Origin of the sequence: Paenibacillus psychroresistens (assembly GCF_009728935.1) — a bacterium.
Classification (GTDB): Bacteria; Bacillota; Bacilli; order Paenibacillales; family NBRC-103111; genus Paenibacillus_AC; species Paenibacillus_AC psychroresistens.
In genome coordinates this window covers 354,802-380,553 of the sequence record NZ_CP034235.1, presented here as the reverse complement: position 1 = coordinate 380,553, position 25,752 = coordinate 354,802, and the positions used below count along the sequence as shown (strand labels likewise).

Genomic DNA, 25,752 nt, shown 5'->3' with positions numbered 1-25,752 from the left:
ACAAAAAAAACGCATCCCTTTTACAGAATGCGTGAATTATATAATCTGATTACTTACTGCTCTATATTTATCTCTCCACTAATTAATGCAAAATATCCATCTGTGATCGAAATATTCACCATAAACATTCGTTCGAACCACTCTGAGGTAAACTGATGCTTCACTACCTCAATGCTAGTTCGAAATCGCACCTCACCATCAGTAAGATCCATTTCAAAATTGCCAACCGGCATCTCATAATTTTCTTGGGTTAGAATGGCGGCCATAGCTTCACGCCTAGATTCCGGGACTAGGTCGGGGTAGACCGAGTAAACAATACAGCGCTGATCTTCCTCATCTGTTTGCACCAGCGTTACCCAATCCCCCTGTTCCCCTTTTACAGCTAGTCGCAATAGGGAATCATCCAAGCGTTCGAAAGCCCACTCTTTGGCGGAAAAATAACTCTCAATCACCTCGTTTAGCGAGACGACTAGGGATGCTTCTTCTATTTCACTCACAACAGAAGTCGTCCTTTTGTCAATAAGAATATCTATCCATGCCGTTCTATATCCACTCTTTAAGCTGCCTTTGTTCACTAAATCACCAGGAAGCTCGATGAGCTGCTTCACTTCTGTTGCCAGCCAGCTTTCGCTGTTTATTAACGCTCCCCCCGCTTTCTGGTCAGGTTGCAGCAAACAAGCTAATACATCCTCAATATCTTCACCACGCGCTACAAAAGCATCACTTAAGGGCTGGCGCAGCACTACGTTTAGCTCAATCGGGTTTGACGGCGTAAACTCAATTTCCGCACCTCCCGTTCTAACATTTGGATATAGCCCAAAGCTTTCCTGAGACAAAATGGTTTCATAAGTCATCTTGCTGACTTCAAAAAGCAAGGTAAATTGCGGTTTGTCATTCTTCCAGCTCAAACTTAGCATAGTTGCTCTAGTCTCAAGAATTTCCCCTGCAAGGGAATTAAATTGAATCACATGATTTAATTGAATCTGGGCATCATCGTTATCGTCTATGGCCATGCAGTTCCATTCCTTTCTGCCCATAACTGGCTGGATTTATGGGGTACCTGTTGTAGGTGCTGGTGTTGGGGCCGGTGTTACTGGTGCTGCCGTTGGAGCCGGTGTTGCTGGTTCAGGCGCTTTCCTGCCATATTTTTCTCCAAGCAATTCGGCTCCTTTGTCTTTTCCAAGGCCTATTTTGGCTAACCGTTTCGTTTTTTCAACCTCAGCCTTAACAGCACCTGTATCCACTTCCAATGATTTCACTTGGCTTATTTCCAGCTCGACACCGAATCCTTTGGCTTCTTCACCTTGAGCACCCCACTCATAGCTGATAGATAACGCCACCTTAAGTGCATTCGACAAGCCAATTTTACCTACTTGTTCGACTGCCTTATCCTTAACCCCATCCTGGCTTTTCAACCAATGCCTCATTGTATTATTGACGGTTTCGTCATCCATGATTTGTTTATTCAGGCTTACTCCTACTTCATCAAAATCCGAATCTAGGAAAAGCGCATCCGTTCCTGTATCTACAAGAGCTCCAGTTGTACGTGCACCTTTTTCCTTGACGTCTTTATCAAGCAAAGAGCGGAGAGCTCCTGAAGCATTCTTGATAACTCCGATTGAAGCAGCCGATATTTTCGCTGCTTTCTGGGTCATTTCTCCTGCTTCCTCCCCATCGTTTGTAGAAGGCAAGCTGCCAGAAAACTCAAATTTCACTTCACTTTTTTTGCCGTTAACTGTCACCAGTTCAGCTTCCAATCCGAATACGCCCGTATCATTGCCAAACTTTAATTCCAGCTCAGAAGCAGCTGTATATACTTTGCGTTTTTCCGAAATTATCGGACGTGGCCCTTGCTGTGGAGCAGGCGTTGGCGCTGGTGTTGAGCCTGGTGCAGCTCCTGGCGCTGGTGTGGCTCCAGCTAATGGAGTAGCTCCAGCTCCCGGAGCTGCTCCCCCTGCTGTACCTGTTGCAGGCGCTGTTGCACCTGACGTTGCTGGTGCTGCTTCCGGCTCTGCTTCACGCTGATAACGAGTCAGATTCTTGTAAGCCAGCTCCCCGGAGAATTTGGCTACCCCAATATTGGCTTCCATAGCCAGTTTCACCATAATGCCAAGATCTACATAATTGCCGTCCTTCATATTCTCTTCTTCCATCATTTCCGCCCATTGCTTAGCTTCTTTGATTGCCGCTTCCTTCTTCTTGGCTGCATCGCCGGATGCGGCTGATTTACCGCCTTGACCCCAGAAATGAGCTGCAGCTGCCGGGTAAGCTTCATTCATCTTCTTGTATAATCCATAGGACATGAGATCCATAGCACTCGTGGAATTGCTGCCTTTTGCTTCAATAAATACCCCTACACGGAGACTGGCATCAAAGCCAAAGGTTTGAAATCCGCCGCCAAAGGTGAGCTCTGAGCTTACGGTCAGCTCTTCTTTATCTTTATCGTCCCCTTGTTCTCGTGCTGCTTCGCCTCCGAAACCGAATAAGAAATACCCCCCCGTGCTGCCAATCGGAATTTTGATTTCAACACTGATCGCACTTGAGTCGCCTGCATTTGGAGTAGAAATATCGATAAGCTTGCCCAGTTTGAAGAACCCTGACCTGATGTCTGGTGCGACAAGCGCTTCACTTATAGCTTTTTTGGCAACTTTATCTTTAACACGTTCTGTGACCTTGCCCGTAATCTCAGCACCTTTAGCTGCATCAGGAACTTGTTGGTCTTTGGCTTGTGTACTATCTCCCTTGGTAATTAATCTTGCTTGCTCTACAGCTTTATCCTTATTAGCTATAAGAATGTCTGCCGCTTTGGTCTTCGCGCCTGCCTTGGAAGCTGCACTGATTTTGTCAGCTTGAGGCGCATTGGATTTGGCTACCAAATAGGCTGCACTTTTCCCTGCATGTTTCAATATTGGTTTATTCGTATCCGGAGTAACAAGAGTTTCTGCAATGGATACTCCTTGAGCTTTCATTTCTGCATCTACTTCTACTTTGGCCAAAGCATGTGCTTTGGTTTTTGCTACCATTTCATAGTATTGCTTGGTTTTCTCGCCTTTGCCTGCCAAATCCACATTAGTATTCGCATCAATATCATCATTCGCTTTTTTGCGTGCGGCGTCTTTCAGACCTTGACGGAATTTATTAAGCTCCTTGGAGCGTCTGAACTCTCTGCGGCCAACGCCAAATTTATAGGCTACCGCTTGGGCAATAGGATCGATTATATCTTCTTTATATACATCATCAACTGTTTTCTGGTCGATCAGTGTACCTTCCATACCATGTCGATCTTCAATAGACGCTGTGCCGGCCCCTGCAACATCAATTCCGGAATTTAGGAAATTGCTATTTATTTTTACTTTTTCCGTAATATCATTCTTCACTTTTGTGCTTAATTTCTCGGTTAAACTACTTATTGCGGACTGTACCATTTTGTTTGCTTCCACTAAGGCTTTATCTTTCTGAGTGTCAAGGGCTACACTTGCCTTAGCCGTTACTTTGTTATAGCCTGTGGTTGCTTGTGTCAGAAGCTCGCTCTTCGCAGATTCTACAATACTCGCTTGAGCAGCCACAGCCGCATGAGCAGCTAAAGCGTTCTGTGTTGCACCGCTGCCCTCTGCATTCTTGACAGCTAAATTCTTGGCGTCCGCCTTCGCTTCAGGAGTCGCATCTGCTTTAGCGTCAATCTCTTCCTTCACTTTGCGAATAGCTTCTGCCGCCAAGCTATCACGTAGCATCTTAGTCTTCTTGTCTGTTTTCAGGAAGTTGAGCACGTTGGCTTTCACTTGATCTTCTAGTTTTATTAACCCGTTCAATTGCAGAGTTGCAGCTTGTGTGCTCCGGTCGGTTTGAAGATCACTAACCCGCTGTTCTTGCGGCGTTAAAGCACGCACTGGCGCAGTTACCGGGACGACTGGCGCAACAGCTCTCGGTATTGGTGCTTGCCCTTGAACAGAAGCCCCACCTGATGGGGGTGCCTGCACAGGCGCTAATGGAGCAGGTGCTGACAATGGAGGCGGAGGAGTCGATGGCGGTGCTGGAGGCGGAATTGTAGCACCTCCGGTAGGCCCGCCTGCTAGCTGGGCAACAGATGAACCGTTCCGCATCATCTGAATCATGCCTTGAACAGCGCGATTACCATGCGTTTTCTGCATTTGCAGGATCTTCGCAGGTGTCAGCCCGCTTGGCTCCATTGTTCCTTGTGCTGTTGTTTCCCCTAAGCTAGGCGAAGCTTGGATTGGCGGTGCTTCCTTATGTATAACTGGACTATCTTTATGTACATGCTCGCTCAAATCAAGACCTCCTTCAAACAATCTTTTTCCGCATTAAGAGTTACTTTCTTATTCGACAATTTACCCCATAATTCCTGCTATCCAATCAACACAAAAAGCCTACATTGTTTATAGGATACTTGCATCCCCCTCAAAAGAGACGTTGTCATTTATCCTCGAGTCGGCAAAAGTGGACTTCATTTATATAATATTGTGTTTCCTGACCTTAAGAGAAACCCTCCAACACCAGCTTGCCAATCATATTACCTGCATCAACCTATCGAAGACGAATGAATAACATTACTGCACTAGGCATTGGACCAGTCATTGGAGATATAACACTCCCGCCATTAGATTTGACAGTACTAAGAGCAGATGCCAAACCCTAAGTTAATTGGACTAGGCATTTGCTGATACACCCACAGAAATATAATCGATATAAAAGTTTATATCCTTAAACGCACCAATAAGCAACAAATCAGCTATTTCACTTGTTGTCCGCACCAATTCCAATTTAAATCCATTAGCCTTCACTCTCTCAATTGCATTAGATAGACGGTGCGCGGTGCGATAAAACTAATAATAAAAAGAGAAACCACAATACGAGGGTTAGTCGAATTGTGGTTAGTACAAACATGAAATAAGTAATTTATTTCAACTTTTTTATACGAAACAATATTAACATATATAAGATATTAATGACTATCGAAATAACAAGTAAATAAATTGATAATCCATACTTATATGTTACAACTACAAGGCTGGAAAAATTCAATAAAATCAGCAGAATTAATGTGCTTTTTAACGAGTGAATCAATTTCATAATTCCAAAGCCTTATTGCGCTTAAGTTTTTAGAGCATAAAAAAAGGAGTGCCTCCCCAAATCTCGAAGTGTTTAGTACCCCTACCAGACACTGATGAGAAGAAAGGAGCATCTCCCAATGTACAATATTCAACAAGAAAGTCTGTTTTCCTTGCAGGATTTATTAGAAATGTCACCCAAAGATACGTTTGCTTATCTTTTTGAGACGTTAGATATTAATCCATTCTTACGCGTTGTATCTAAAAAGGCATTTTTAGGGGCACCAACTCAGCTCAACTACGTAGCTATGCTGCAATCGTTATTCATTCGAATCGTTGAACGTATTCCAACCATTAAAGATCTGCGGAAACGATTGAAACGAAGTATCGAATTTAGCACGGATTGTGGATTTATGGGTTCTGATCGAATTCCAAGTGAAGCTTCTTACACGCGACTTATCCAGAAACTACTACAATCGGAAGTGTTCCAGCAGTCTCAACAAGACCTAGTCAAGCAAGCGTTTCATGAGGGTTTTATCGATGCTTCCGCGGTAGCTATAGATGCAACTCATGTTGAAGCCAGAGATCGTCAACCCGAGAAAAAGAAGGAAGACAGTCAACCACTAAACACGAAAACGCCAACGAAGAAACGGGGACGCAAGTCCAAGGGTGAGCGAGAACAATGGCTCAAGGAACAGTTGGAACTGGAAGAGAATCGAACGTTATTCGAGAAAAAGGTAGAAACCCAAGCCTCCTACAGCTATGACGAGTTGGTGAAGGAAATCCCGTTAACTCCAGCCTGGGGCGTAAAGAAAAATTCGGAAGGCAAGAATGTATTCTGGTACGGTTTCAAAGCCCATCTTGTCGTCGACTGCAAAAGCCAATATATCCTTGTAGCCTTACTTACATCAGGAAATATGAATGATGGAAAGTTGGCCATTCCCTTACTTAAAGGACTTGCTGAAAAGCATCCTGAACTAGCCATTTCTCAAGTGATCGCGGATGCAGGTTATGATCTCGTACCGATTTATAAGCAAGTCGAGAGCATGGGTGCAAGGGCCCTCATCGATTACAACCGCCGGAATGAACATCAAGAAGATGGCATGGATAAATACTTTCGTCCCGTCTGTAAAGAAGGTCATTCTTATCGATACGATAGTTTTGACCCGAAGTACGAAACGGTCAAATACACACAGCCCAAAGAATGTTCAACCTGCCCTTTTAACGATGGACACTGTCAGAAAGTATTTAAGAAAAAGATCGATGATAACCCAAGAAGATATACGGTTCCAGCACGTGGTAGTGACCGATATAGGGAACAGTACAAAAAAAGAACAGCCGTTGAACGTGTAAATGCCTACTTAAAAGAGTTCTTTCAACTAAATAACATTCGCCATCGTGGCGCATTAGCAAAGGTTGATTTTGAATTCGCCTGTCTGACCTACACGGCATGCAAATTAACAGCTGACCGATTAAATCAATACATTAAAATGAAAAAGTCTACTGCTTAGCACTTTTTTAAAAAATCATAGTATGAATATTCGGTCAGCCTGTCTATAAAGAAAATGATTTATGAAATTGATTCGAGTAATTAAATATTTTGAATCTAATCCAAGCCAGCACATTAATAATTAATGTAATCCCTAATGCTTCCATGCTACCTCCTAATTAGTCCTTTTTAATTGCATCTAACTCTTCCATTATTTTGTCAAAATCTTCTTGATAATACGCCCTTTTATAATCATCATCATCAATAGAATCACCTTCATATACAATTCGCCCTTCTGTAAGAAGACCCGCTATTCTAGTATAAGCATATAGATATTTTGCTAATAATTCAGCTTTAGTTGCTCCTGTTATAAAATATCCATTATACCCAGATATATTCAAGTGTTCGTCTATTAAATGATCAATTCTAGAATCGTAATTAAAAGTATTCCAGAAAGATTCCGCAGTGGAAACAGTAGAAATAAATGATAATATTTTTCCAGAAGCTCCTACAAGTTTGCTGAATTTCCCCCCCTTACTTGCTACCTTTTCACTTAAACTACTATAAGTATCTAGTAAGGTTGATTCTGTTTCAGAAAAGCTAAGATATTCTTTAGCAGCTTTAATGTCTTTATAACTAAAATCCTTAAGACTTGAAGCTTTATTGGAGAAACTTACAAACCATGAACCAACAAAGGGTGTTGCGCCTAATGCATTACTCAAATATTCTGTGGATTTTGAGGAAAAAGACAAGAAATAATTATCTCCTATTTTATGAGCATAAGGTTTGTTTCCACTTGGGTCAGTATACATCAATGGATTATTATTAACATAAGTATACAAATTCAAACTCAAAGGATTACTAATATCCCCTTCATACGTATCCTGGTTAATAAAGCGCCTTTCCCTTTCCGATTTACTCTGCTTTGAATTCGTTCAAATTTTGCATGATATAAGGCGTTTTATGCTTCATCATGCCAAATATAATATTGACTAACTTCCTCATGATGCACACAATAGCTTGTTTCTTCGTCTTACCTGTTTGAATTTTATTCTGGTAGTAAGCAAACAATACAGGATTCCTTGGTTCCTTCTTCCCTCTTGTAACCGCAATTTGTCGGACAGCCAAATCATAGAATATTCCATGCAAATGACGATCTCCTGTTTTGCTTTTCTTAACATCAATCCTACTGCCAGAGCTATTCTCATAAGGGGCAATTCCTGCATATTTAGCCAACTTATTCGCATTCTTGAATCTACGAATATCTCCAATCTGAGCGATAAAGTCAGCAGCTGTAACCAAACTGATTCCCGGCATTGTAGCTAACTGATATCCGCCCTGTGTTACAAGAGGCTCTAAGATGCTTTCCATTCGTTTAATTTCAATCTGTAAGAATAAAACTTGTCTGACGTAGCTTTGTATCAAAGTGTCTTTAATCTCTTGACCTGAACGTGCACCGACCCCAGCATGCTTTACAAAAGCGAATATCTCTTCTGCTTTACGAGTCGATAATCCGTTATTACTATATTTCCGCAAGAACTCTGCAAATCCTTCTATGGATACCCCTTCCAAACAGCTTGGCGATGGATATTTCCTCCAAAATGCAAGTGCGGTTTTACCAATTATATCAGTGAAGAATTTCTTGTAACTTGGATAATGATAGCTCAGTTCATTGTGCAATTGTTTTTTCGTTTTTGTCAATTCAAACGCAAGCGAATCTCTTCGGTTCACGCAATGTTTGACCAGTAAATGTTCATCCTGTAGATAGGCTGTAGGTAGATTAGCAAATTCATCGATCAATACTTTAGCGACACATAATGCATCCCATACATCGTTCTTTTTGGGGTTTGAATTGCTTTTTCTCTTATCGGCTGCTAAAGCAGGATTTACTGCTTTGACATTCTGATTGTGCTCTAATAAATGGAATGCTAATGCTCTTCCATATCCCCCGATATCTTCCAAACCGAATACGGGTGTTCTTCCTTCTAATGCAAATTGATTCACTTGTTCTACAAAGTGATCAAATGCAGACGGCATATTGAAAAACTTGATTTCGCCAAGCTTTTCATGCCAACAATTGATGATTACTGCCACATGAGATTCCTTATGTAAATCCACACCTACATAAATATGCTGATCTCTATTTCGCATGAAACTCCCCCATTTCTTCATACCATTACAAGAAGTTTGCAACCTCAGTTCGAGCGTTAATCTAATATGAATTAGACCCGCAATGATACAAAAGCAATATCTTCTTATGATTGGCATGAAGGATTATGTTGTTCGCCTTACATAAATACATATAAATAAAATCCTCACTTTTTTAAGTGACTCGAAAAATACTTTTTCAAATCAATATAGGCTCATACATTCCTTTGGATTGTATCTCTCCATATTGATAGTTACCTTTGTAAAATGCTTTGTGATCCAAAATCCTTTTGACCTGCACTTTGGTAAATAGTTTTTTGTTAGCTGTGTGATAACCTGCAACATTTAACGCCTCCGCTAACTGAGATAATGTCCATCTCAAGTGGTTTCCTCTGAGTTGGAACAGTAGTTTTACAGCGGAAGCTTGTTGATTATCGATTAAGATATGCTTTTGTCCGTTCTTAACCGTGTATCCATAAGTAATTCCACCGCCAGCATAACCGCCTTGCTCTGCTTTCTTGCGTCTACCTCTTCCCAGCTTCAAAGCGATCTCTAAGCGTTGATACTGATCAAGCAGTTCCAGCATCCCATTGACAAGAAAGTCATTTGGATCATGAGCAAATATGCTATAATTCGGCTGTTCAATGGATTTTACATCGACTTTATTTCGCTTTAACTCTCGTTGAATCAAGACTTTTGCCATGTCTGAACGCCATAAACGGGAAGTATTTAGTACAATGATTGACTGAATATTCAAGTGCAATAGGTCAGCAAGCATGTTCTGTAGTCCTTCTCGTGCAACTGTAAGACCTTCTTCATCGACTTTTGCACCACTTATTCCTCGATCTTCATACACACGAATGAGATTTAAGTCGTTTTCTTCGCAATACTTGATGATTTCATCGGCTTGATATTGAAGACTATATCCGTCTCTTGCTTGTCCTTGCGTGGATACTCGGACATAACCAACGACATTTTGCATGTTTCTTCCCCCTCTCGGTTACAGCAATTGTAGTTGCTGTAACCCTTGCCTGTAATATTGGCAATCTGTTACTGTGAGATTGTATGAGAACGGTCGTTTGCTGACAAGAGAAATTTTCCAAATTACTTGCATGATGTGCGTTTTTCATTCTGATATTTACTTACATGAGGAGTGGTACTCGTATTAAGCACTTATGCTCATATGTTTGAATTTATATTTTTAACGTGCATGAGGTATTGGTTCCGCAGTTCACTATCACATACATTTTTATGCTTGTTTTAGCGCATGAGCTTCGATTTTAGGGCGTTCTATATCACGATGAATAGGAAAATATAGGGTAAAAGAAAACCTTGATTAAGTGATGTACACTCGATCAAGGTTTTAGTCATTCTTAATGTAAAACTAACTCTATGTATTAGTAAATTAATGGTGCATGTAGCGCTAAACATAATTTATTAATGTTGCAATTGTTGAGGAGTAAAAAGAAAACCACAATACGAGGGTTAGTCGCATTGTGGTTAACTAAAGTTCCATTAAGGAACATAATATATTTGCATTGATTCACTATGTTACTGTAAAATTATGTTTAATTTAAAAGTAATTTAAATTGCGATAAATAGTTAACATATTTAATATTTTGTATCTTGTTAATCAATTGATTCTTTACAGCTTTTTTTAAATAATCATGATTATTGTTGATTCGCAAAGACTCTAATATTTTTTTCAAATACTCTACAATTAAATTTTCGTCGAAATTATTAAATTCACCCAACGGACTATATAAGGCAAATAATGAAATGCAAGCACTTGTGGCTTCATTCGGTTCTATATATTTAATAATATCCTGAAAAACTTCAGTTATATCACTTTTAATAAAAATTAATTGATCAATATATTTATAAGTAAATGAAACATTACAACTATATTCTTGATACATCATATTTAATAGTATAGGGTAAAACTCAGGTACTTTTTTTTCTCTTGTAATTACAATATCATATAATATTTCCTCTACTTTCATTCCGTTAGATACATTGAAAACATGAACTTTTGTTTCAATTAACTCAGCTAATTGTATTAAGAGCTCATTGTTTTCAGATATTTCATCTAAGGTTTTGTTATAATTATCATCATATTCATGATCTTCAGATAGAACCTTATTAACAAATTTTTCTATATTCATAGGACCACCCCTTTCTTCTTTAATAAAATTAGGATTGGATAGATATTATTATATTTATTAATACCTATCCAGTCCAAGGCTTCTAAAATAAATTTATTATTTAGAAGCAGCAGCAAAATTAGACATATTTAAATCTTTTATACCATAGTTATTCAGAATTTCTACAAATTTACTTGCATCGGCTGCATCAGGCAGATAATGTCCAGACCTATTGTTCCAACCTTTAAATGAACCTTTTTGTGAAAAAGAAATTTCACCTGCATAGAGCACATCCTGACCATATGCAAGATCAATATGTCCACCCTTACCTATTGTAACAAGACCATTAGCAGATATAACAAATTCATAGGTTCCACCAGCAGTATAACCTTGTTGATTCTTGTATTTACCATCAACAAATCTTAATTTTTGATTGGTAAATGATCTGGGTAAATCTTCTTTCATAGTATTTTTATATAATTTCGGTTCAATTTTTATTGTTACTTTTTCATCACTATTCTTAATATAAACCCATAATTTTTTTGCTGCCGACCAAACTTTTTTTCCTGTTTGAACACCTGCAATTCTCATTGATCCTGGAGACATTGGTGCCCACGGTTCGTTAATTAAAAAATTAGCAGAATCCCATATCCATTGGTCATCATCGCTATTTACAATTGGACCTTTAAAATCATTATTGGGCTGACCCCAATGTCCTGTAGGATCAATATATTTCAACGGATTATTATACACATACGTATACAAATTCAAACTTAAAGGATATTTTATATCCCCTTCATACGTATCCTTATTAATAAATCTACCAATTTGAGGATCGTAATATCTTGCACGCAGGTAATAAAGACCTGTCTCTGCATCTAAAGGTTCTCCTGCATATTTAAAATCATTTGCCACTTCTTCGCTTTGATTGATTACTTTCCCCCATATGTCATAATCATAGCGGTTAACGATGTGTCCATCATTTGAATCTATCATTTGAACCACATCACCATGACCATTGTACAAATAATAGTAGTTCTGATTACCTTGGGATTTCACCAAAGGATGACCAGATCCCCATACATAGTTAGCAACAACATTATTTTGGGCATCCATTTCCGCAATTATTTGACCTTGATTATTGTATTGATATCGTTTGGTGCTAGTACTTGAACTTTTCTTAATCCGAAGTCCATTTGCATCATACTGAAAACTAGTAATACCCCCTAATAATCTAATTATAGTAAATTCCTGCCTGTTAGACTAGTGATGAATCCGCTTTCTTCATGTGTAAAATATAGGCCAAACTTAAAAAGCATCCATCAATTTAACAATGAATGCTTCATTCCAAAATTAGTATATTAACTAATGCCCGTATAACCCAGCAAATTCATCTCCGCATGGACCTGTAATTTCATTTGCCTCTCTTTCAACAACTGCCCCGTCTGCGCCATAAAGTTTATTGAAAAAGCTGCCGATTTTGGTAGTAGAAGCACCGACATAATGACAAATGAATGCTCGGCGGAAGCGATCCTTGGACCGATTTGGTCCTGAACCATGAATAACCTTTCCATTAAAAAACAGGGTATCTCCTGGCTCCATCACAACATCGATTGCTTTCATCCCTTTAGGAACATGAACAATCGCTTGTGTAAAAGAGACCTTGGGATCCGCAACAGTTGGGCAGATGATTTCAAGCTCCCCAGATTTAGGAACCACCATCATCCCGCCATTATCCCTATCACAATAATCGATTGCGGTCCATGCAGCAATACAGGTCCCAGGCTCTACCTTCAGATAATAATTATCCTGATGCAGCGCTTGGCCCTTTGCTCCAGGCGGTTTAAAGTAAAACATACTTTGTGTACCGAAAGCCTCTTCACCTAACAATTCGCCAACCATTCCAATAACTTTTGGATGAATCATATAGTGAAGTGAAGTATCGTTGTAATAATGGGCTTGCATGACGCGGGGGTAAACCTTAAGAATATCTCCTTGCGCCTCCTCCATACTCACGGGTTCAAAGTATTTATCTACTCGCCCTTGAGCATGAATTTGCATAAAAGCTGATTTAATTTCTTCGACTTCAACTAGATTTAGAGCTCCTCTTACAACTAAATATCCATCTGCATTAAACTGCTGGATTTCTTCTTTTGAAAGTATCGATTTTCCCACTCAACTCATCCTTTCTTTTACAATAAACTCAGTCCTATGTAGAATTTAAACTAACTCTATTGTAAAATAAAGCTAAGAAGAGAGGAATGAAATGAATGGTTAACTTCCTATACGATTCTGCTATTGAAGCCCTGCACTTCCCTCCTGGAGTATTACTCTCCGGGCATTTTATCCAGCCTTATGGGTTTCATCAGCATCGCTCCAATGGTCGACAGGATTGGCTGCTTACTTATACCATTAATGGTTCTGGAGCTTTTCGCGTTGATGATTATATCCTCCCCTGCAGTGCAGGTCAGTTAGTGATTATTCCACCTGGCATCCCACAGCATTATGCTACCGCTGAAACAAGCTCAAGCTCATGGGAATTCTTTTGGGTTCACTTTCTGCCTCGCCCGCAGTGGATACCTTGGCTGGAATATCCGACTATACCCTCGAAGCTGTTAATGCTGACTGTAGATGAAGCTGCGGTTAGAGGACATATTCATTTAGCATTCCAACGCTTAATACAAGAGAACACAGCAAATGGCCCTCTTAAGGATCCACTAGTTTTAAACGCTTTAGAAGAAATATTACTGCTTGCTGCTCAGGAAAATCAAAAAGATCTTGCGCATTCGCGAAAAGATCCACGCATAGAAACAATCCTGCATTTACTTATTTCCCATCTTAATAGGCCTATATCAGTGCCCTGGCTTGCCGAGCAGGTATCCTTATCACCTTCGCGTTTAGCTCATTTATTTAAGGAACAAGTTGGAGAAGCCATAAACGAAACACTTATGAAGCTAAGGCTACAGCAAGGTGCCCGGTTTTTGGAATTCACCTCGCGAAACATCTCGGAAATCGCTACAGAAGCCGGCTTTAATAACCCCTTTTATTTTGCCAAGCAATTCAAAATCCATTATGCTCAAACCCCAACCCAGTACAGAGAAGAATCACAAAAAAAATGGAATACACCATGATATTCTACAAGATATAATCTTCCGAATATATACAAATTTATCAAGACAGACAAAATAACCCGTCCAGTAATGGATAGATTATTCCTAATTATCTGTTAAACTATTTCAAAAACAAAAATGATGCTTCCATCGTGTTTGCCAACTCTAGTGGAGAGACCCCTTGATTGTTAGCAGTGTTTCTATCCGCGCCATTTAGCAGCAGTTGTTGGATGATTCCGGCTTTACCGTTTGCATTAATAACAGCCACTAATAGTGGTGTATTTCCATTGATGTCCTTAATATCTACCTCCGCCTTATGCTTCAATAATAACTGCATGAGCTCCAACGAAGAATTCCTTGCTGCAAAATGCAACGCCGCATATCCATTAAAAAAGTCCCGCGTGTTCACATTAGCTCCATGCTCAATAAGGATCTGAACAACCTCAACGTTATTATATAAAGCCGCTTGGATCAATGCCGTTCTTCCTTCTTCATCCTGAGCATTCACATCACACCCAGCCTCCAGCAGCTCCATCAAAAGCGTTAAATCCTCTGTAAGTAAAGCGTCGAATAAATCGTTCATTGTTTACCTCCAAACTTATTTTTTAATTTTACCATACTTTTGCTCAATTGCTTACAGCTTGCTTAATCCCTTATAATCAGCAGGCTAACCTTTATCAATTACTTTCTCTGTTTTGACAAGTACCATCGTTTTTGCAGCGAGGTCCGGTTTAAAAATATAGCGAAGCGCATAGCCAACATCCCCTGCAGCTCGACCACCTACAACAATTAATTGGTCATTGATAACCTGAAGCTTTGATGTTGGTTCCATATAGTAAGAATCTGTGGTGTCTTCATTAGTTTGAAATTCAAACTGAAAAGCACCCTTTGCAGTTACCCCATACAGATAAAACTGAATTCCATGACAATCTGTATAGGTAGGAATGAAGCTGAGTGAATCAAATTCTTTAAAGGAAAGCTTGTTCATGGGTATGGTCTCTTGGTTGGGATAAATAATATGCTTCATCTCATTTGGTGCAACAACTGACTCTATGCCTTGGCTGTTCTTGAATAAAACCTGATAATCTCCTTTGATGGAGAAATCCTTCGCTATACCCAAACAGCTTGGCGCTCCTAATGCCTCAATTGTCTCTTTACTTTTCGAGACGATCTGCAGATCACCGAATGTCGTTTTCCCAGCTGCTCTTATGGGTATCGTAGAAGGTTTCGCTTCCGGAATAGGTGTAGGTGCTTTTTCGTCTATCCACTTAATTGCAGCAACCCGCAAAGCTCCAGCTTCCAAAGCGTAAGTCATTTTTACATGGCCAGGAAAGTTTCCGAGAGAGACCTGGGCTGGAGCCTCAGCCATCAAGGTATGATCTTCAACGTAATAATCGATTATATTTCCAAAATAAACCTTATCAAACCATGTATCGTCATCTGCACCCGCATATTCAAATAAATGCTCTATACCGGCAACCGTGATTGAGTATTGGTGCTTTTCTGCTGAGTTGACCAACGTTTTGGTTTGAACAAATCGCTTGAGCTCCTCAAAAGGATCAGCGACCTTGATTTCACTGAAATCCATATTTAACACATGAGCTTCTTTTTTCGATAATCCCGTCCCATGGGCAGTGGTCAAAATTATGATCACTCTCTCATCCGTACCATCAAAGCTGGTAAGTGTTGCTTCTGGATAAAAAGAAGAAAAGGATGTGCTTTTCCAAGCAAATCGCTTCGTCTTATCATCAATCCTGACTGTGATGCTATTGAACATCCCACTGTCGGCGGGATCTAGCTCACCATATACAGCGATTCTTTTATCTTCACTTTCGGTTAAGGGGACCAGCTCAGCATTCGCATCAGGCACTGCACTCGCAACAGGCTCCGCAGTTTGAGTAATTTCCATAGTTGTTTGGACCTTCGCCTTTAACCAATCTGCTCCACCTCTATTGAACAGGACTGAGAAAACTAGCACACCTAAACAGATAGCTAACGAAAATGATCCTATTTTCCATTTATTTTTGCGTTCGCGCTTATCAGCTTCCGCCGTCCATTCTGCCACCCGCTGCTCCACTTTGCGTACTTTCTCGATGTTAAAGGGTTTGCCCTGAAAAGAATCCTCTTTAAGATGAGTATACCACTCTGGTTTAGGCTTGTTCATATTCCGGCTCCTCCTTCCAAATAGCTGCAACCTTTTGACGTGCTCGAGAAAGTCGTGATTTGACGGCCCCTTCAGATATACCAAGAACAGAAGACATTTCTTTCATAGTCAGCTCATATTTGGCATCCAAAATCAATACCTCACGATATTTCAACGGCAGCTTGAGTACAACATCCCAAATAGGATGAGACTGACCGCACCCTAATGCTTCATTTTCCGCTGAGGGATGGCTGTCTTTATAAAAAATTCGCTCAACCAATATCACTTTACGCATGAAAGCAGACCGCCGATAATTAATCGCTATATTTCTAGTAATGGCAATAAGCCATGTTTTAATCGATGCTTCCCCACGAAAGGTTTGAATGCTGCTATAAGCCTTGAAGAATACATCCTGCGAAATATCATCTGCCAAGTAAGCCTGTCGGGTCATAAAAAAAGCATAGTTCCATACGTCCTGCCCATAAGTCAGCATTAAATCACGGAAGCTTTCGGAATTCATGCTCTCGCTATATTTCCAGTAATCCTTTTCCACCATTCTCACCTCTTACCATTAGACAAAACAAACCTGGAAAAAGTTTCTTTTTCTAAATTCCATCCTTACATCTGCAAGAAAAAGAACCTTCTGAATCTCAAGGTTCTGATCTAGCCTTCATTTAAGACTTAAGCTTTTCAAAATCTCGATAAACTGCTCTTTAGTCTGCAATTCCTTATCATTTTTAGTGAAGTTAAAGGTATACGTTATCTTTCCCGCTAGAGGCAGCACAGCGTAGTATTCGTTATGTGTGCCTGTAATACCGGATGCCGCAGTACCATTATCACTATCAAGTGTGATTAATCTGCATTTTCCTAAGGGTACTGTTATATATTCATCTTCAATGATCGAGCTGTGATTTGGCTTGCCGAATTCATAGCTATCTTCGTATGGACTTGTACTAACAGATCCACCATTCTCGCCTTTTGCATTTATGAAATTGTAAACTACCTTTTGACTAGTGTCCATTCTCCAACCTTCAGGTAATTTAACAGGTAAGGATGCCAGGTAGTCTACCGGGCTATTTGTTTCATTAGATTTATTGGAATTAAAAGCAATAACCAGTAAGGCAACCGCGATAACTAGCCCAAAAGCTAGTCCTATAATAACCTTTTTCATAATAACACCTCACTTCCAAGTCGTTTTACTTCAAATGTTGTGCATCGGTTACCTGTTTATATGGACGTAATTAAGGTTACTTTGTTGCGAAAATAAACTTTTTCTGGAAAAAATAGTAATAGGTCGTATTGTCACAAAGAAAACCCTATATCCTCGGGAAGAGGAAGTAGGGTTTTCTATAGTTACATGTAGCTGTTTAGTAAATTTTAAATCTCAACCGTATTTGTATGTCATGCCATATCCGCCTTTTGGATAGACCCACTCAATATTATTAGGTGGGCAAGCGATGCGGCAGGTGCCGCATTCAATGCAATTTTCGTAAGCAACCGTAGTTGTCTTCAGCTTCAAATTCCAATCGTACACATCCGCAGGGCAGAAATAATTACAATCCTTCGTAACGCATTTCTCGCAGGTATCTGCTTCCTTGATGACTAAATGCGATTTATCATCACACTTGAAACGAATCGTGAATAACTTGTCTGTTATACTTTCGCTCATCCGTTCATCGACCTCCAGCTCTTATAGCCTAATTTCAGTAGGTTTACTGTACCGCCGGCAGCTTCCTTAATCAGCTTCACTGCCTTCTTCTGTTTCTCTGCTTTGGACACGCCGTCCACCAAGAACATATTATAAGCCGCTTCGTTGACTGCTCGAGGCATGCGGTTAAACAGCAAGTCCGGATCATTTTCTTTTAGCATCTGATGCATGCCGCGATATTTCTTCAAATCCTTCATTACAAAAGAGGCACGAATCGATACATCGTAGCTCTTCAAGCTTGCTGCTGAGAAATCACCTTCAGCTTTGGCTTTAATGATCGCATCTGCCGCCAGCTTTCCAGAAGTCATCGCTAGGTTCGTTCCTTCGCGATGTACGAAGTTGACTAATTGCGCCGCATCTCCACAAACGCACCAGCCATTACCTGAAAGAGGGGGCACTGAATTGTAGCCGCCTTCTGGAATTAAATGTCCCGCATATTCTTTCATTTCGCCGCCTTGGATCAGCTTGCGAATCATCGGATGCTGCTTAACCGAGTCGAGCAGCTCGTAGGGCTTAATCTTCTTGTCACGCAAGTGATTGACCATAACGCCAATTCCTAAGGAAAGCGTATCTTTATTCGTATATAAGAAACCCATACCAGCCATGCCTCTTGAAGTTTCGCCCATAAACTCGATGGTTACACCTTCGTCACCTTCTAAGTTGAAGCGATCTTCAATCTTCTCACGCGGCAGCGAAATGACGTTTTTCATTACCAAGGAAACTTCATCAGGATTCCATTCCTTGTGAATCCCCATTGCTTTCCCTAGCAGCGAATTCACTCCGTCGGCAATGACAACAACATCCGCATACAAATCGCCATCTTCACGATCTGTTTTCACTCCGACAACTTTATCCCCTTCATAGATAGGGGCTAAAGCCACAGTTTCATAAATCGGCAGCGCACCCGCTTCAACCGCTTTATTCGCAAACCATTGATCGAATTTAACTCGTAACCCGGTAAAGTTGTTAAATGGTTCTTTAAACGCTTCATTGCGATGTCCAAAAGTCACCATGGATTCCTTGCCCATCATCCAAATTCGCTGTTCCACGATATGTCGCTCAATTGGAGCATTTTTTTCTAGCCAAAATTCTGGGACAAACTCCTCGATTTGCTTACGGTATAGCACTCCGCCGAATAAATTCTTAGCACCTGGGAATTCTCCCCGCTCTAATAGAACTACACTTAATCCTGCTCTGGCCATCGTCATTGCAGCAGCTGCTCCGGCAGGACCCGCACCAACTACGATTGCATCGAATTTCTCATTCACAGTAACCCGCTCCTCGTCGCTAAATTTATGCTGGTACCAAAATGCCTCTTTTTTTGCGAACCTCTGCGGTAATTTGCGGGACTATTTTGAACAAATCCCCAACCATTCCGTAATGAGCGAACTGGAAGATAGGTGCTTTCTCGTCGCGATTAATCGCAATTATAATATCTGAACCGGTCATCCCGACCGTATGTTGAACAGCTCCTGAAATCCCAATGGCAAAATATAGCTTAGGCCGTACCGTACAGCCGGTTTGTCCGACCTGATGCTCATGCTTGATCCATCCCGCATCCACCGCGGCACGCGAAGCTCCAACAATTCCGCCTAATGCGTCGGCCAAATCCTTCAGCATCGCGAATGCTTCCGGTCCACCTAATCCACGTCCGCCGGCAACAATGATATCGGCTTCCTCCAGATTAATCGAGCCCGTCTCGCGAATGAAATCCAGCACCCGCGCTGCGATCTCTTCTTCCTTCATCGGATTCTCGATGCGAATGATTTCCGCTTGCAGCGAGGTATCACGCGACTGCGCTTGGAAAACCCCCGCGCGAGCAGTAGCCATCTGCGGTCGATACTGCTTACAGAGGATGGTTGCCATCATCTTCTCAGAGAACGCCGGCCGACTCGCCAGCAATAACCGCGACGGATGCGGCTCGCAATCGAGCTCCGTGGTATCTGCCGTCAGTCCCGTCGGCAAATGCGTTGCAATCGCTCCCGCTAAATCTCGCCCCGTCCCGGTTGCCCCAAACAGCACGATTTCCGGCTTCACCTTATCAATCAATTGCAGGCATACGCGGCTGAATGGTCTGGTGCGATAATCCTTCAACACCGGGGATTCGCACAAATAAACTTTATCCGCCCCATAGTAAATCGCCTCTTGCGCCAAATGCTCGACTTTGTCGCCCATAACCAATGCAAGCAGCGGCACTTCAAGCTTTGCTGCCAGCTTCTTGCCTTCACCCAGCAGCTGCCAAGATACCTTCTTCGCTTCGCCTTCCCTCTGCTCCACTACTATTAGTACTCCTCGATAAGCCGACCAATCCGGCATCTCATTATCCTGAACTTCTACTTCATCAGCTGCCATATATACCCCTCCTTAGTCCAATGAGAAGGAATTGCTCTAGTCCATAATGAATCTGCCTTCCAGCCAACTTGAATTTACATCCTTTTTTATTGAAATAAAACAAGTGGTAACGATGCAATCTTCAAAGGCGGCACGTAAACTTTCCAGACACATCCACTACTCCCCGACGCTTCCTTCTATACAGATATTTATATACCTACCAACCAAATCGTTCAGGCAATTCGCCTGAAAAAAGTTTAGTTACTAATTGCTCTGCTTGGATTTCTACAGAATCGCCAGAAATCATGATGCCATTTGCTGTCCGTGCTGCAGGAATCCAGGTCTTCGCAACAATCGTCGGAGAGCCTTTAAGTCCAATTTGTGCTCTATCCAGCCCTGGGAAATCTGCCGTGGTCCAAATCGTTGCTTTATATCTTGCTGCCCGAATCATCCCCGGTAAGGAAGCTCTTCGAACTTTGTTTAATTCCTTCAGCGCCGTAATCAACACAGGCATGCTGGTTTCAACGACTTCAATCCCATCCTCCAGCAAACGTTGCACGGTAACCCTGCGGTTATCCTCGTCTACTTTAACAACCTTATGCACATAAGTAAGCTGCTCCAAATCCAAGCGGCATGCAACGCCAGGCCCAACCTGCCCTGTGTCGCCATCCAAGGTTTGTTTCCCGCAGAATACCATGTCTACCGGTCCCCATGTCTCTGCTATCTTTGCAATTGTTTTTGCCACAACATAAGATGTTGCCAATGTGTCTGCTCCTGCGAATCCACGGTCTGTAACCAGCACCGCTTCATCAGCACCCAATGAAATACACTCCTTCAAGCCTTTTTCCGCTGGGGGCGGTCCCATAGTAACCACTGTTACTCTCGCACCGAGCTCATCTTTAATGCGCAGTGCTTCCTCCAAACCATGCATATCATAGAAATTAATAATGCTTGGAACCCCTTGTCGGATCAACGTGTTGTTCTTGGGGTCAATGCGAATCTCCCGGCTGTCGGGAACCTGCTTGACACATACGACAATATGCAGCATCTGGACACCTCACCTTAGTTTGTGAAAAATATTACAATGTATGGCAGCGTTTTCACACCTAATATATAAGTTCGCTATTTGTTCACAAATTCCTTTTTTATTCTATTGTTATTTTATTATTCAATTTCTTGTGATTTTATTCACTTAATTTTGAAAGATAAGCTGTGTAATGACCATTTCGGATACCTTGGGCCTGTATCCCCATCGCTCAGCAACAACAGAAACTTCATCTGAGCCAAAGGGATACAGGTCCAATAGTTACATCAACCCATGGCACTCAACCATAAAACTAACGAATCGCGATCACGCTCCGCCCCATGCTTCAACAGAACCTTTCCCGCTTCGGTTTCCATAGCTTTTTGGCCATTCCAGGTATCGATTACTATTTTTTTCATACTCCCGTTTTTAAGCAGCTGTGTGAATACGGGGAGCAGCAGCTCCGGCTGTATCGGCTGGTCTTGTTTAAGAAAAACAACCTTTTTCGCATTATTTTCAAGCCATCCTGCCCAATTCCCATGCTGAAAAAGTAAATAATTACCTGGTTTACGAGCAAAAGCTGCTCCCCTCACATCTGGCCAAGGCACCAAATTACCATATATACTGGCGGGTTCACAAGCATTCACAGCTACAATATCGTTTTGACTATTTTCCAAGTTTGAATCGGATCTACGCATTTGGGTAACCACATCGTGCTCCATGAACTGCAAAGTCTCAATTTCTTTAACAAATAACCCGCGAGTAAGGTTGCCTAGCTCTTCAAGTCGGCGAAGCACCTGCAGCAGCGGCTCCCACAATAGAGGGGAATAGGCAGCAACAATATCTTTAGTTATGATGCCATGGCAATGCAGCAGTTGACGAACCCAAGCCACAGCAGTCTCCTCTAATGTAACTTCCACTTCCAGTGATTGAGTCACATACCATCTCCCTAAACCTGAGCCTAGCTTTGGATGGAGCTTCTCTTTGGCCATACTATAATTGCGCAGTGGCGAGAATTGATCGTTGGAAACCTGCCCTTCCCAAACCAGGTCGAACAATTGATTAAGCAGCTCCGACGGAGCTAAGCCAAGTTCTGCCGAAAGCTTAGTTAGATAGCTTGCTCCCTTAACACGTAGAAGGTTCAGCAGTTCTGGATGAGCTGTTTCGGTTTCAACCTCTCTCGGCAATAACGGTGAAATCAGATTCCCTGCTTCAGCTAGAAAAAAGGCAATCTTGCCTTCCTTTTCCCCACTGGCCTTTCGTCCTAGCCAAATGATTTCACCAGCGGCACACAGGCCATCCAAATCTGATCTGCGGTAGCCTTCAATACGAGTCGGAAAAATAAGCGTCTCCCACTGAGAAAAAGGTAGATAAATACCCTGCAGCAGCGCAAGGGTCTGCCTTAAACCCTCCGCTCCTTTTAAGCGTTGCCCCGGAAGCAAATGATGCCTATGGAAGAGCAGCATCGCAAGTCGTGAAGAATCTGCAGCTTCACCTGCATTACGAAAGTGCTGCAACGATTGACGCAGGATCCGCTCGCATACTCGGCTGCTCGACCATAACTCATCCGCCTGTTGCTCTTTTCCCGTCCCAAAAGGCGAAGGCTGGATACGTCGCTCTTCACCCCACTGCTTTATCATATGCTGCATGTACTCACGGGTGAACCTATATCTTTGTCTAAGACCCGACTCTGAGAATGAAAGCCGCCCTTCGATATAACGCCCAAGCACGAAAACTGCTGAGACCTCATTACTCCCAAGCTGAGCATAGATCTCCAGTTCATCCCGGCAGATCCACCTCTCTTCTTGTCCTATCTCCACATTCGCAACTAGACCTTGCTCTTTCAGTTGCTCCGTCCAAGCATCCACCTCGAGTCCACAAGCCACCTGAAGCTCGCGATAATTTAAGTCCCCTTGCCTTTTGAGCAAGTTAAATAATTCATTGGCATTAGCCGGCTTAATGGTCTGTCTCTCCAGCTCCGCCTCGATTACTTCCGGTTCAATCGTATTCTGCAATGCAGCCTGCCCGAATACACTTATAGCCAAATCCGCACTCACATTCATCAGCTGAAGCTGAAGGTCGGAGTTCAACGTGTCTGCTTCATAAACTTGCGTATTCGCATAATCGAACATAAACTGTGTGGCCAATGGCGAAGGATAGTCACTGTCCTTTACCTCAATTTGAATTCTCCCCTGTTCAATCCCCTGCAAAATACCCCTTAAATGCGGGCCATCCAGATGCTCTTCCAAGCATTCATCAATCGCCGCTTTAAGAAACGGAAATTGACCTCCGTATGGCAATGCTTCACGCAGCAAATCCTCACTGCGCAGCCTCCGCTGCCAGGTTGGGGTACGTTGAAACTGACGTGACAGCAAAAGCGCAACATCGGCAATTCTCCGAAAGGTTATCGCAAACATCGGAAGCTTACCAATCGCCTCCAACAGGAGTTTTTCCACAGAATCCGCAGCTATTTTCCAAATCAAATATTGTCCTGCATGATCCCATTGTTTAAAAATTAGCTCAATCCCATTATCTTTCGCGACGCTATAAGGTTTATAAGGAAGATTCTGCTCAAAGAGCCGTTCGAGAATAATTTGCCATGACCGGTTTAAGCTTCTGCCCCAATAATTATGGAGAATAACATGGGTTTGGTTGGTCAAATCTACATACCGTTCTATTACGATCTTCCGATTAGTCGGCATTGCGCTAGTTGCCTGCTGCTTACTCATCAAATCCATAAGGCCATTTGCCGCTAGCGAATCGAGACCATATTCAGCTCTAAGCCACTCTACAGTCTCGATATCTGAATCCTTAACAGCTAGCCGATCGCAAACCTCCGCAACTAAAACGCCCATCTTCTCCCCTAGCTCATAAGATCGCCCCAAACCCTCATTACGCCAAAATGGAATCTCACTAACCCGATTTTTAGCCTCACTCACCACAACACGATCTCGTTTAATCTCACGAATCACCCAGGATTGAGCGCCCATTTGGAATACTTCACCGGTTCGGCTTTCATGAACAAACTCCTCATCCAAATCACCGATCTGAATGTTGCTCTCACCCTGAAAGACTGGAAAATTCGCGCTTTGTGGAATAGTGCCCGTGCCCATAATTGCCGCCATTCTAGAGCTGCTATGTCGACTGAGTACATTCGTTTCCCGATTCCAGAGCAGAAGTGGACGCACAAACGGAAAAAAGCCCGATAAAACCTGCAACAACGACTCCATTCTTTCGCGCGGAAAATTATGATAGCTATCACTGCGTTGAATTAACCGCCAAATTCCTTCTACGTGCCAATCATCCATGGCCGTCATCGCTACTATTTGCTGAGCTAGCACATCCAGAGCATTGCGCCGGATCCGAATTAGTTCAATCTCACGCCTACGTATCATCCGACACAGCACGGCTGCTTCAGGCAGCGAGCTGCGCTGACGAACTATAATCACACCGCGGCTTACCTCGCCAACTCCATGACCTGCTCGACCCATCCGCTGAATCCCAGAAGCGGCTTGCAGGGGTGAGTCGATCTGAATCACCAGATCAATATGACCCACATCTATCCCCAGCTCTAACGAGGAGGTGGCAATGAGGCATTTTAGATCCCCTTGCTTCAGCAGCTGTTCGACCTCCAAGCGCTTTTCGCGGGATAAGCTGCCATGGTGGGATCTAGCAAAACCACCGCCGCAATAATCATTTAATCTTTGAGTAAGTCGCTCACAGAGTCTACGATTATTCACAAAAATAATCGTAGAACGACAATCTGTCATTTCTTTAAGAATACGCTCCATCAGGACCGCCCATACCGCCTCTTTATCATGCAAGACTGCAATAGGATCAGGAACGGATACGGTTAGGTTGAATATTTTATCCTCATGGCTTTCGATAATATGTACAGCTCTAGCCTCAGCTTCCTCCCAGCCTCCTAAGAACCTTGCTACTTGGTCCAATGGCTTCTGAGTTGCTGAAACACCCACGCGCAGAAAAGAGCACCCGCACCATTCCACCAGACGTTCCAGTGTAAGTGACAGATGTGCTCCTCTTTTATCTCCAGCAATATGATGAATTTCATCTACTATGACATAAGTAACCGTTCGTAAAACCTCGCGCGCTTTCTCGGAGGTCAGCATTAAATATAGCGATTCTGGTGTAATAACCAGAATATCTGGTGGCTTGCGAAGAATGGCATTTCGCACATTCTGCGGGGTATCACCTGTACGGACAGCAGCTCTCAAACCCGGCCAGTCTTGTGTCGTTGCCGCAGCCAGCTCATGCAATTGCTCTGCAAACTGCACAACGTGAAGATGAACATCATTGTTCAGCGCCTTTAACGGGGTGATGTATAACAGGCGAATGCCCGGAGTCTGATTCATTCCAGCAAGCTTATCTTGCATGATTTGATTCAATCCAGGCAATAGCGCTGCTAACGTCTTACCCGAACCGGTTGGAGCTGCAATCAACGTATGTTGATTCTGCCTAAGCGAGCTCCACGCTTGGATCTGAACATCTGTCGGTTGGTTGAAAGACTGCACGAACCATGCTGCCACTGTAGGGTGAAACGGCTGCAATGCACTATGAAGCATCCTCAT

18 protein-coding genes and 1 pseudogene are annotated in these 25,752 nt (G+C 42.3%); 2 read left to right on the top strand and 17 right to left on the bottom strand.

Annotated elements, in window-relative coordinates; translation table 11 throughout:
• Positions 1-53 precede the first annotated feature (53 nt).
• Both EHS13_RS01910 and EHS13_RS01905 read right to left on the bottom strand, forming a co-directional pair.
• Positions 54-1,037 (bottom strand): YbjN domain-containing protein, encoded by a 984-nt coding sequence (locus EHS13_RS01910; RefSeq protein ID WP_155698743.1) that lies wholly within the window; start codon positions 1,035-1,037, stop codon positions 54-56.
• Positions 1,038-1,049: 12 nt separating this feature from the next.
• Positions 1,050-4,286 carry a hypothetical protein gene (locus tag EHS13_RS01905; protein WP_155698742.1) on the bottom strand — a complete coding sequence of 1,079 codons (3,237 nt, stop codon included), beginning with the start codon at positions 4,284-4,286 and terminating at the stop codon, positions 1,050-1,052.
• Positions 4,287-5,206: 920 nt separating this feature from the next.
• Between EHS13_RS01905 and EHS13_RS01900 the strand changes: the two genes are divergently transcribed.
• Positions 5,207-6,577 carry a transposase gene (locus EHS13_RS01900; RefSeq protein WP_155698741.1) on the top strand — a complete coding sequence of 457 codons (1,371 nt, stop codon included), beginning with the start codon at positions 5,207-5,209 and terminating at the stop codon, positions 6,575-6,577.
• A gap of 766 nt (positions 6,578-7,343) precedes the next feature.
• On the opposite strand, the pseudogene EHS13_RS37455 reads toward EHS13_RS01900, so the two are convergent.
• The 6 genes and pseudogenes from EHS13_RS37455 to EHS13_RS01870 form a co-directional block, all read right to left on the bottom strand.
• Positions 7,344-7,454, bottom strand: a pseudogene (locus EHS13_RS37455) (RHS repeat-associated core domain-containing protein); the annotation flags it as partial.
• A gap of 16 nt (positions 7,455-7,470) precedes the next feature.
• Entirely contained in the window at positions 7,471-8,706 is a 1,236-nt protein-coding gene (locus tag EHS13_RS01890) for an IS110 family RNA-guided transposase (RefSeq protein ID WP_155698739.1), read from the bottom strand.
• A gap of 196 nt (positions 8,707-8,902) precedes the next feature.
• On the bottom strand, positions 8,903-9,685 hold the full coding sequence (locus EHS13_RS01885) for a recombinase family protein (RefSeq protein WP_155698738.1): 783 nt from the start codon (positions 9,683-9,685) through the stop codon (positions 8,903-8,905).
• 586 nt (positions 9,686-10,271) lie between these two features.
• Positions 10,272-10,868, bottom strand: coding sequence for a hypothetical protein (locus EHS13_RS01880; RefSeq protein WP_155698737.1), 597 nt, complete (start codon positions 10,866-10,868; stop codon positions 10,272-10,274).
• Between the two features lie 96 nt (positions 10,869-10,964).
• Positions 10,965-11,963, bottom strand: a complete 999-nt coding sequence (locus EHS13_RS01875) for an RHS repeat-associated core domain-containing protein (RefSeq protein ID WP_155698736.1) — start codon at positions 11,961-11,963, stop codon at positions 10,965-10,967.
• A gap of 249 nt (positions 11,964-12,212) precedes the next feature.
• Positions 12,213-13,022, bottom strand: a complete 810-nt coding sequence (locus tag EHS13_RS01870; RefSeq protein ID WP_227013754.1) for a phytanoyl-CoA dioxygenase family protein — start codon at positions 13,020-13,022, stop codon at positions 12,213-12,215.
• A 95-nt stretch (positions 13,023-13,117) separates the two neighbouring features.
• Here EHS13_RS01870 and EHS13_RS01865 point away from each other — a divergent pair, with 95 nt between their 5' ends.
• The gene (locus EHS13_RS01865; RefSeq protein WP_155698735.1) at positions 13,118-13,978 is read left to right on the top strand and encodes a helix-turn-helix domain-containing protein; all 861 of its coding nucleotides are present in this window, start codon (positions 13,118-13,120) and stop codon (positions 13,976-13,978) included.
• Positions 13,979-14,078: 100 nt separating this feature from the next.
• On the opposite strand, the gene EHS13_RS01860 is transcribed toward EHS13_RS01865, so the two are convergent.
• The 9 genes from EHS13_RS01860 to EHS13_RS01820 form a co-directional block, all read right to left on the bottom strand.
• Positions 14,079-14,540 carry an ankyrin repeat domain-containing protein gene (locus EHS13_RS01860; RefSeq protein WP_155698734.1) on the bottom strand — a complete coding sequence of 154 codons (462 nt, stop codon included), beginning with the start codon at positions 14,538-14,540 and terminating at the stop codon, positions 14,079-14,081.
• A gap of 84 nt (positions 14,541-14,624) precedes the next feature.
• Positions 14,625-16,121: a hypothetical protein gene (locus EHS13_RS01855; protein WP_155698733.1), complete on the bottom strand. Its 1,497-nt coding sequence runs from the start codon at positions 16,119-16,121 to the stop codon at positions 14,625-14,627.
• The gene (locus tag EHS13_RS01850) at positions 16,108-16,656 is read right to left on the bottom strand and encodes an RNA polymerase sigma factor (RefSeq protein ID WP_227013752.1); all 549 of its coding nucleotides are present in this window, start codon (positions 16,654-16,656) and stop codon (positions 16,108-16,110) included. Before EHS13_RS01850 ends, EHS13_RS01855 begins: the two co-directional genes overlap by 14 nt.
• A 114-nt stretch (positions 16,657-16,770) precedes the next feature.
• On the bottom strand, positions 16,771-17,271 hold the full coding sequence (locus EHS13_RS01845) for a hypothetical protein (protein WP_155698732.1): 501 nt from the start codon (positions 17,269-17,271) through the stop codon (positions 16,771-16,773).
• 213 nt (positions 17,272-17,484) lie between these two features.
• On the bottom strand, positions 17,485-17,769 hold the full coding sequence (locus tag EHS13_RS01840) for a ferredoxin family protein (protein ID WP_155698731.1): 285 nt from the start codon (positions 17,767-17,769) through the stop codon (positions 17,485-17,487).
• Entirely contained in the window at positions 17,766-19,076 is a 1,311-nt protein-coding gene (locus tag EHS13_RS01835) for an FAD-dependent oxidoreductase (protein ID WP_155698730.1), read from the bottom strand. The genes EHS13_RS01840 and EHS13_RS01835 overlap by 4 nt, the downstream gene beginning before the upstream one ends.
• A 25-nt stretch (positions 19,077-19,101) precedes the next feature.
• The gene (locus EHS13_RS01830) at positions 19,102-20,160 is read right to left on the bottom strand and encodes an electron transfer flavoprotein subunit alpha/FixB family protein (protein ID WP_155698729.1); all 1,059 of its coding nucleotides are present in this window, start codon (positions 20,158-20,160) and stop codon (positions 19,102-19,104) included.
• 196 nt (positions 20,161-20,356) lie between these two features.
• Entirely contained in the window at positions 20,357-21,187 is an 831-nt protein-coding gene (locus EHS13_RS01825) for an electron transfer flavoprotein subunit beta/FixA family protein (protein ID WP_155698728.1), read from the bottom strand.
• 263 nt (positions 21,188-21,450) lie between these two features.
• Positions 21,451-25,746 carry a DEAD/DEAH box helicase gene (locus EHS13_RS01820; protein WP_227013750.1) on the bottom strand — a complete coding sequence of 1,432 codons (4,296 nt, stop codon included), beginning with the start codon at positions 25,744-25,746 and terminating at the stop codon, positions 21,451-21,453.
• Between the last annotated feature and the right edge of the window lie 6 nt (positions 25,747-25,752).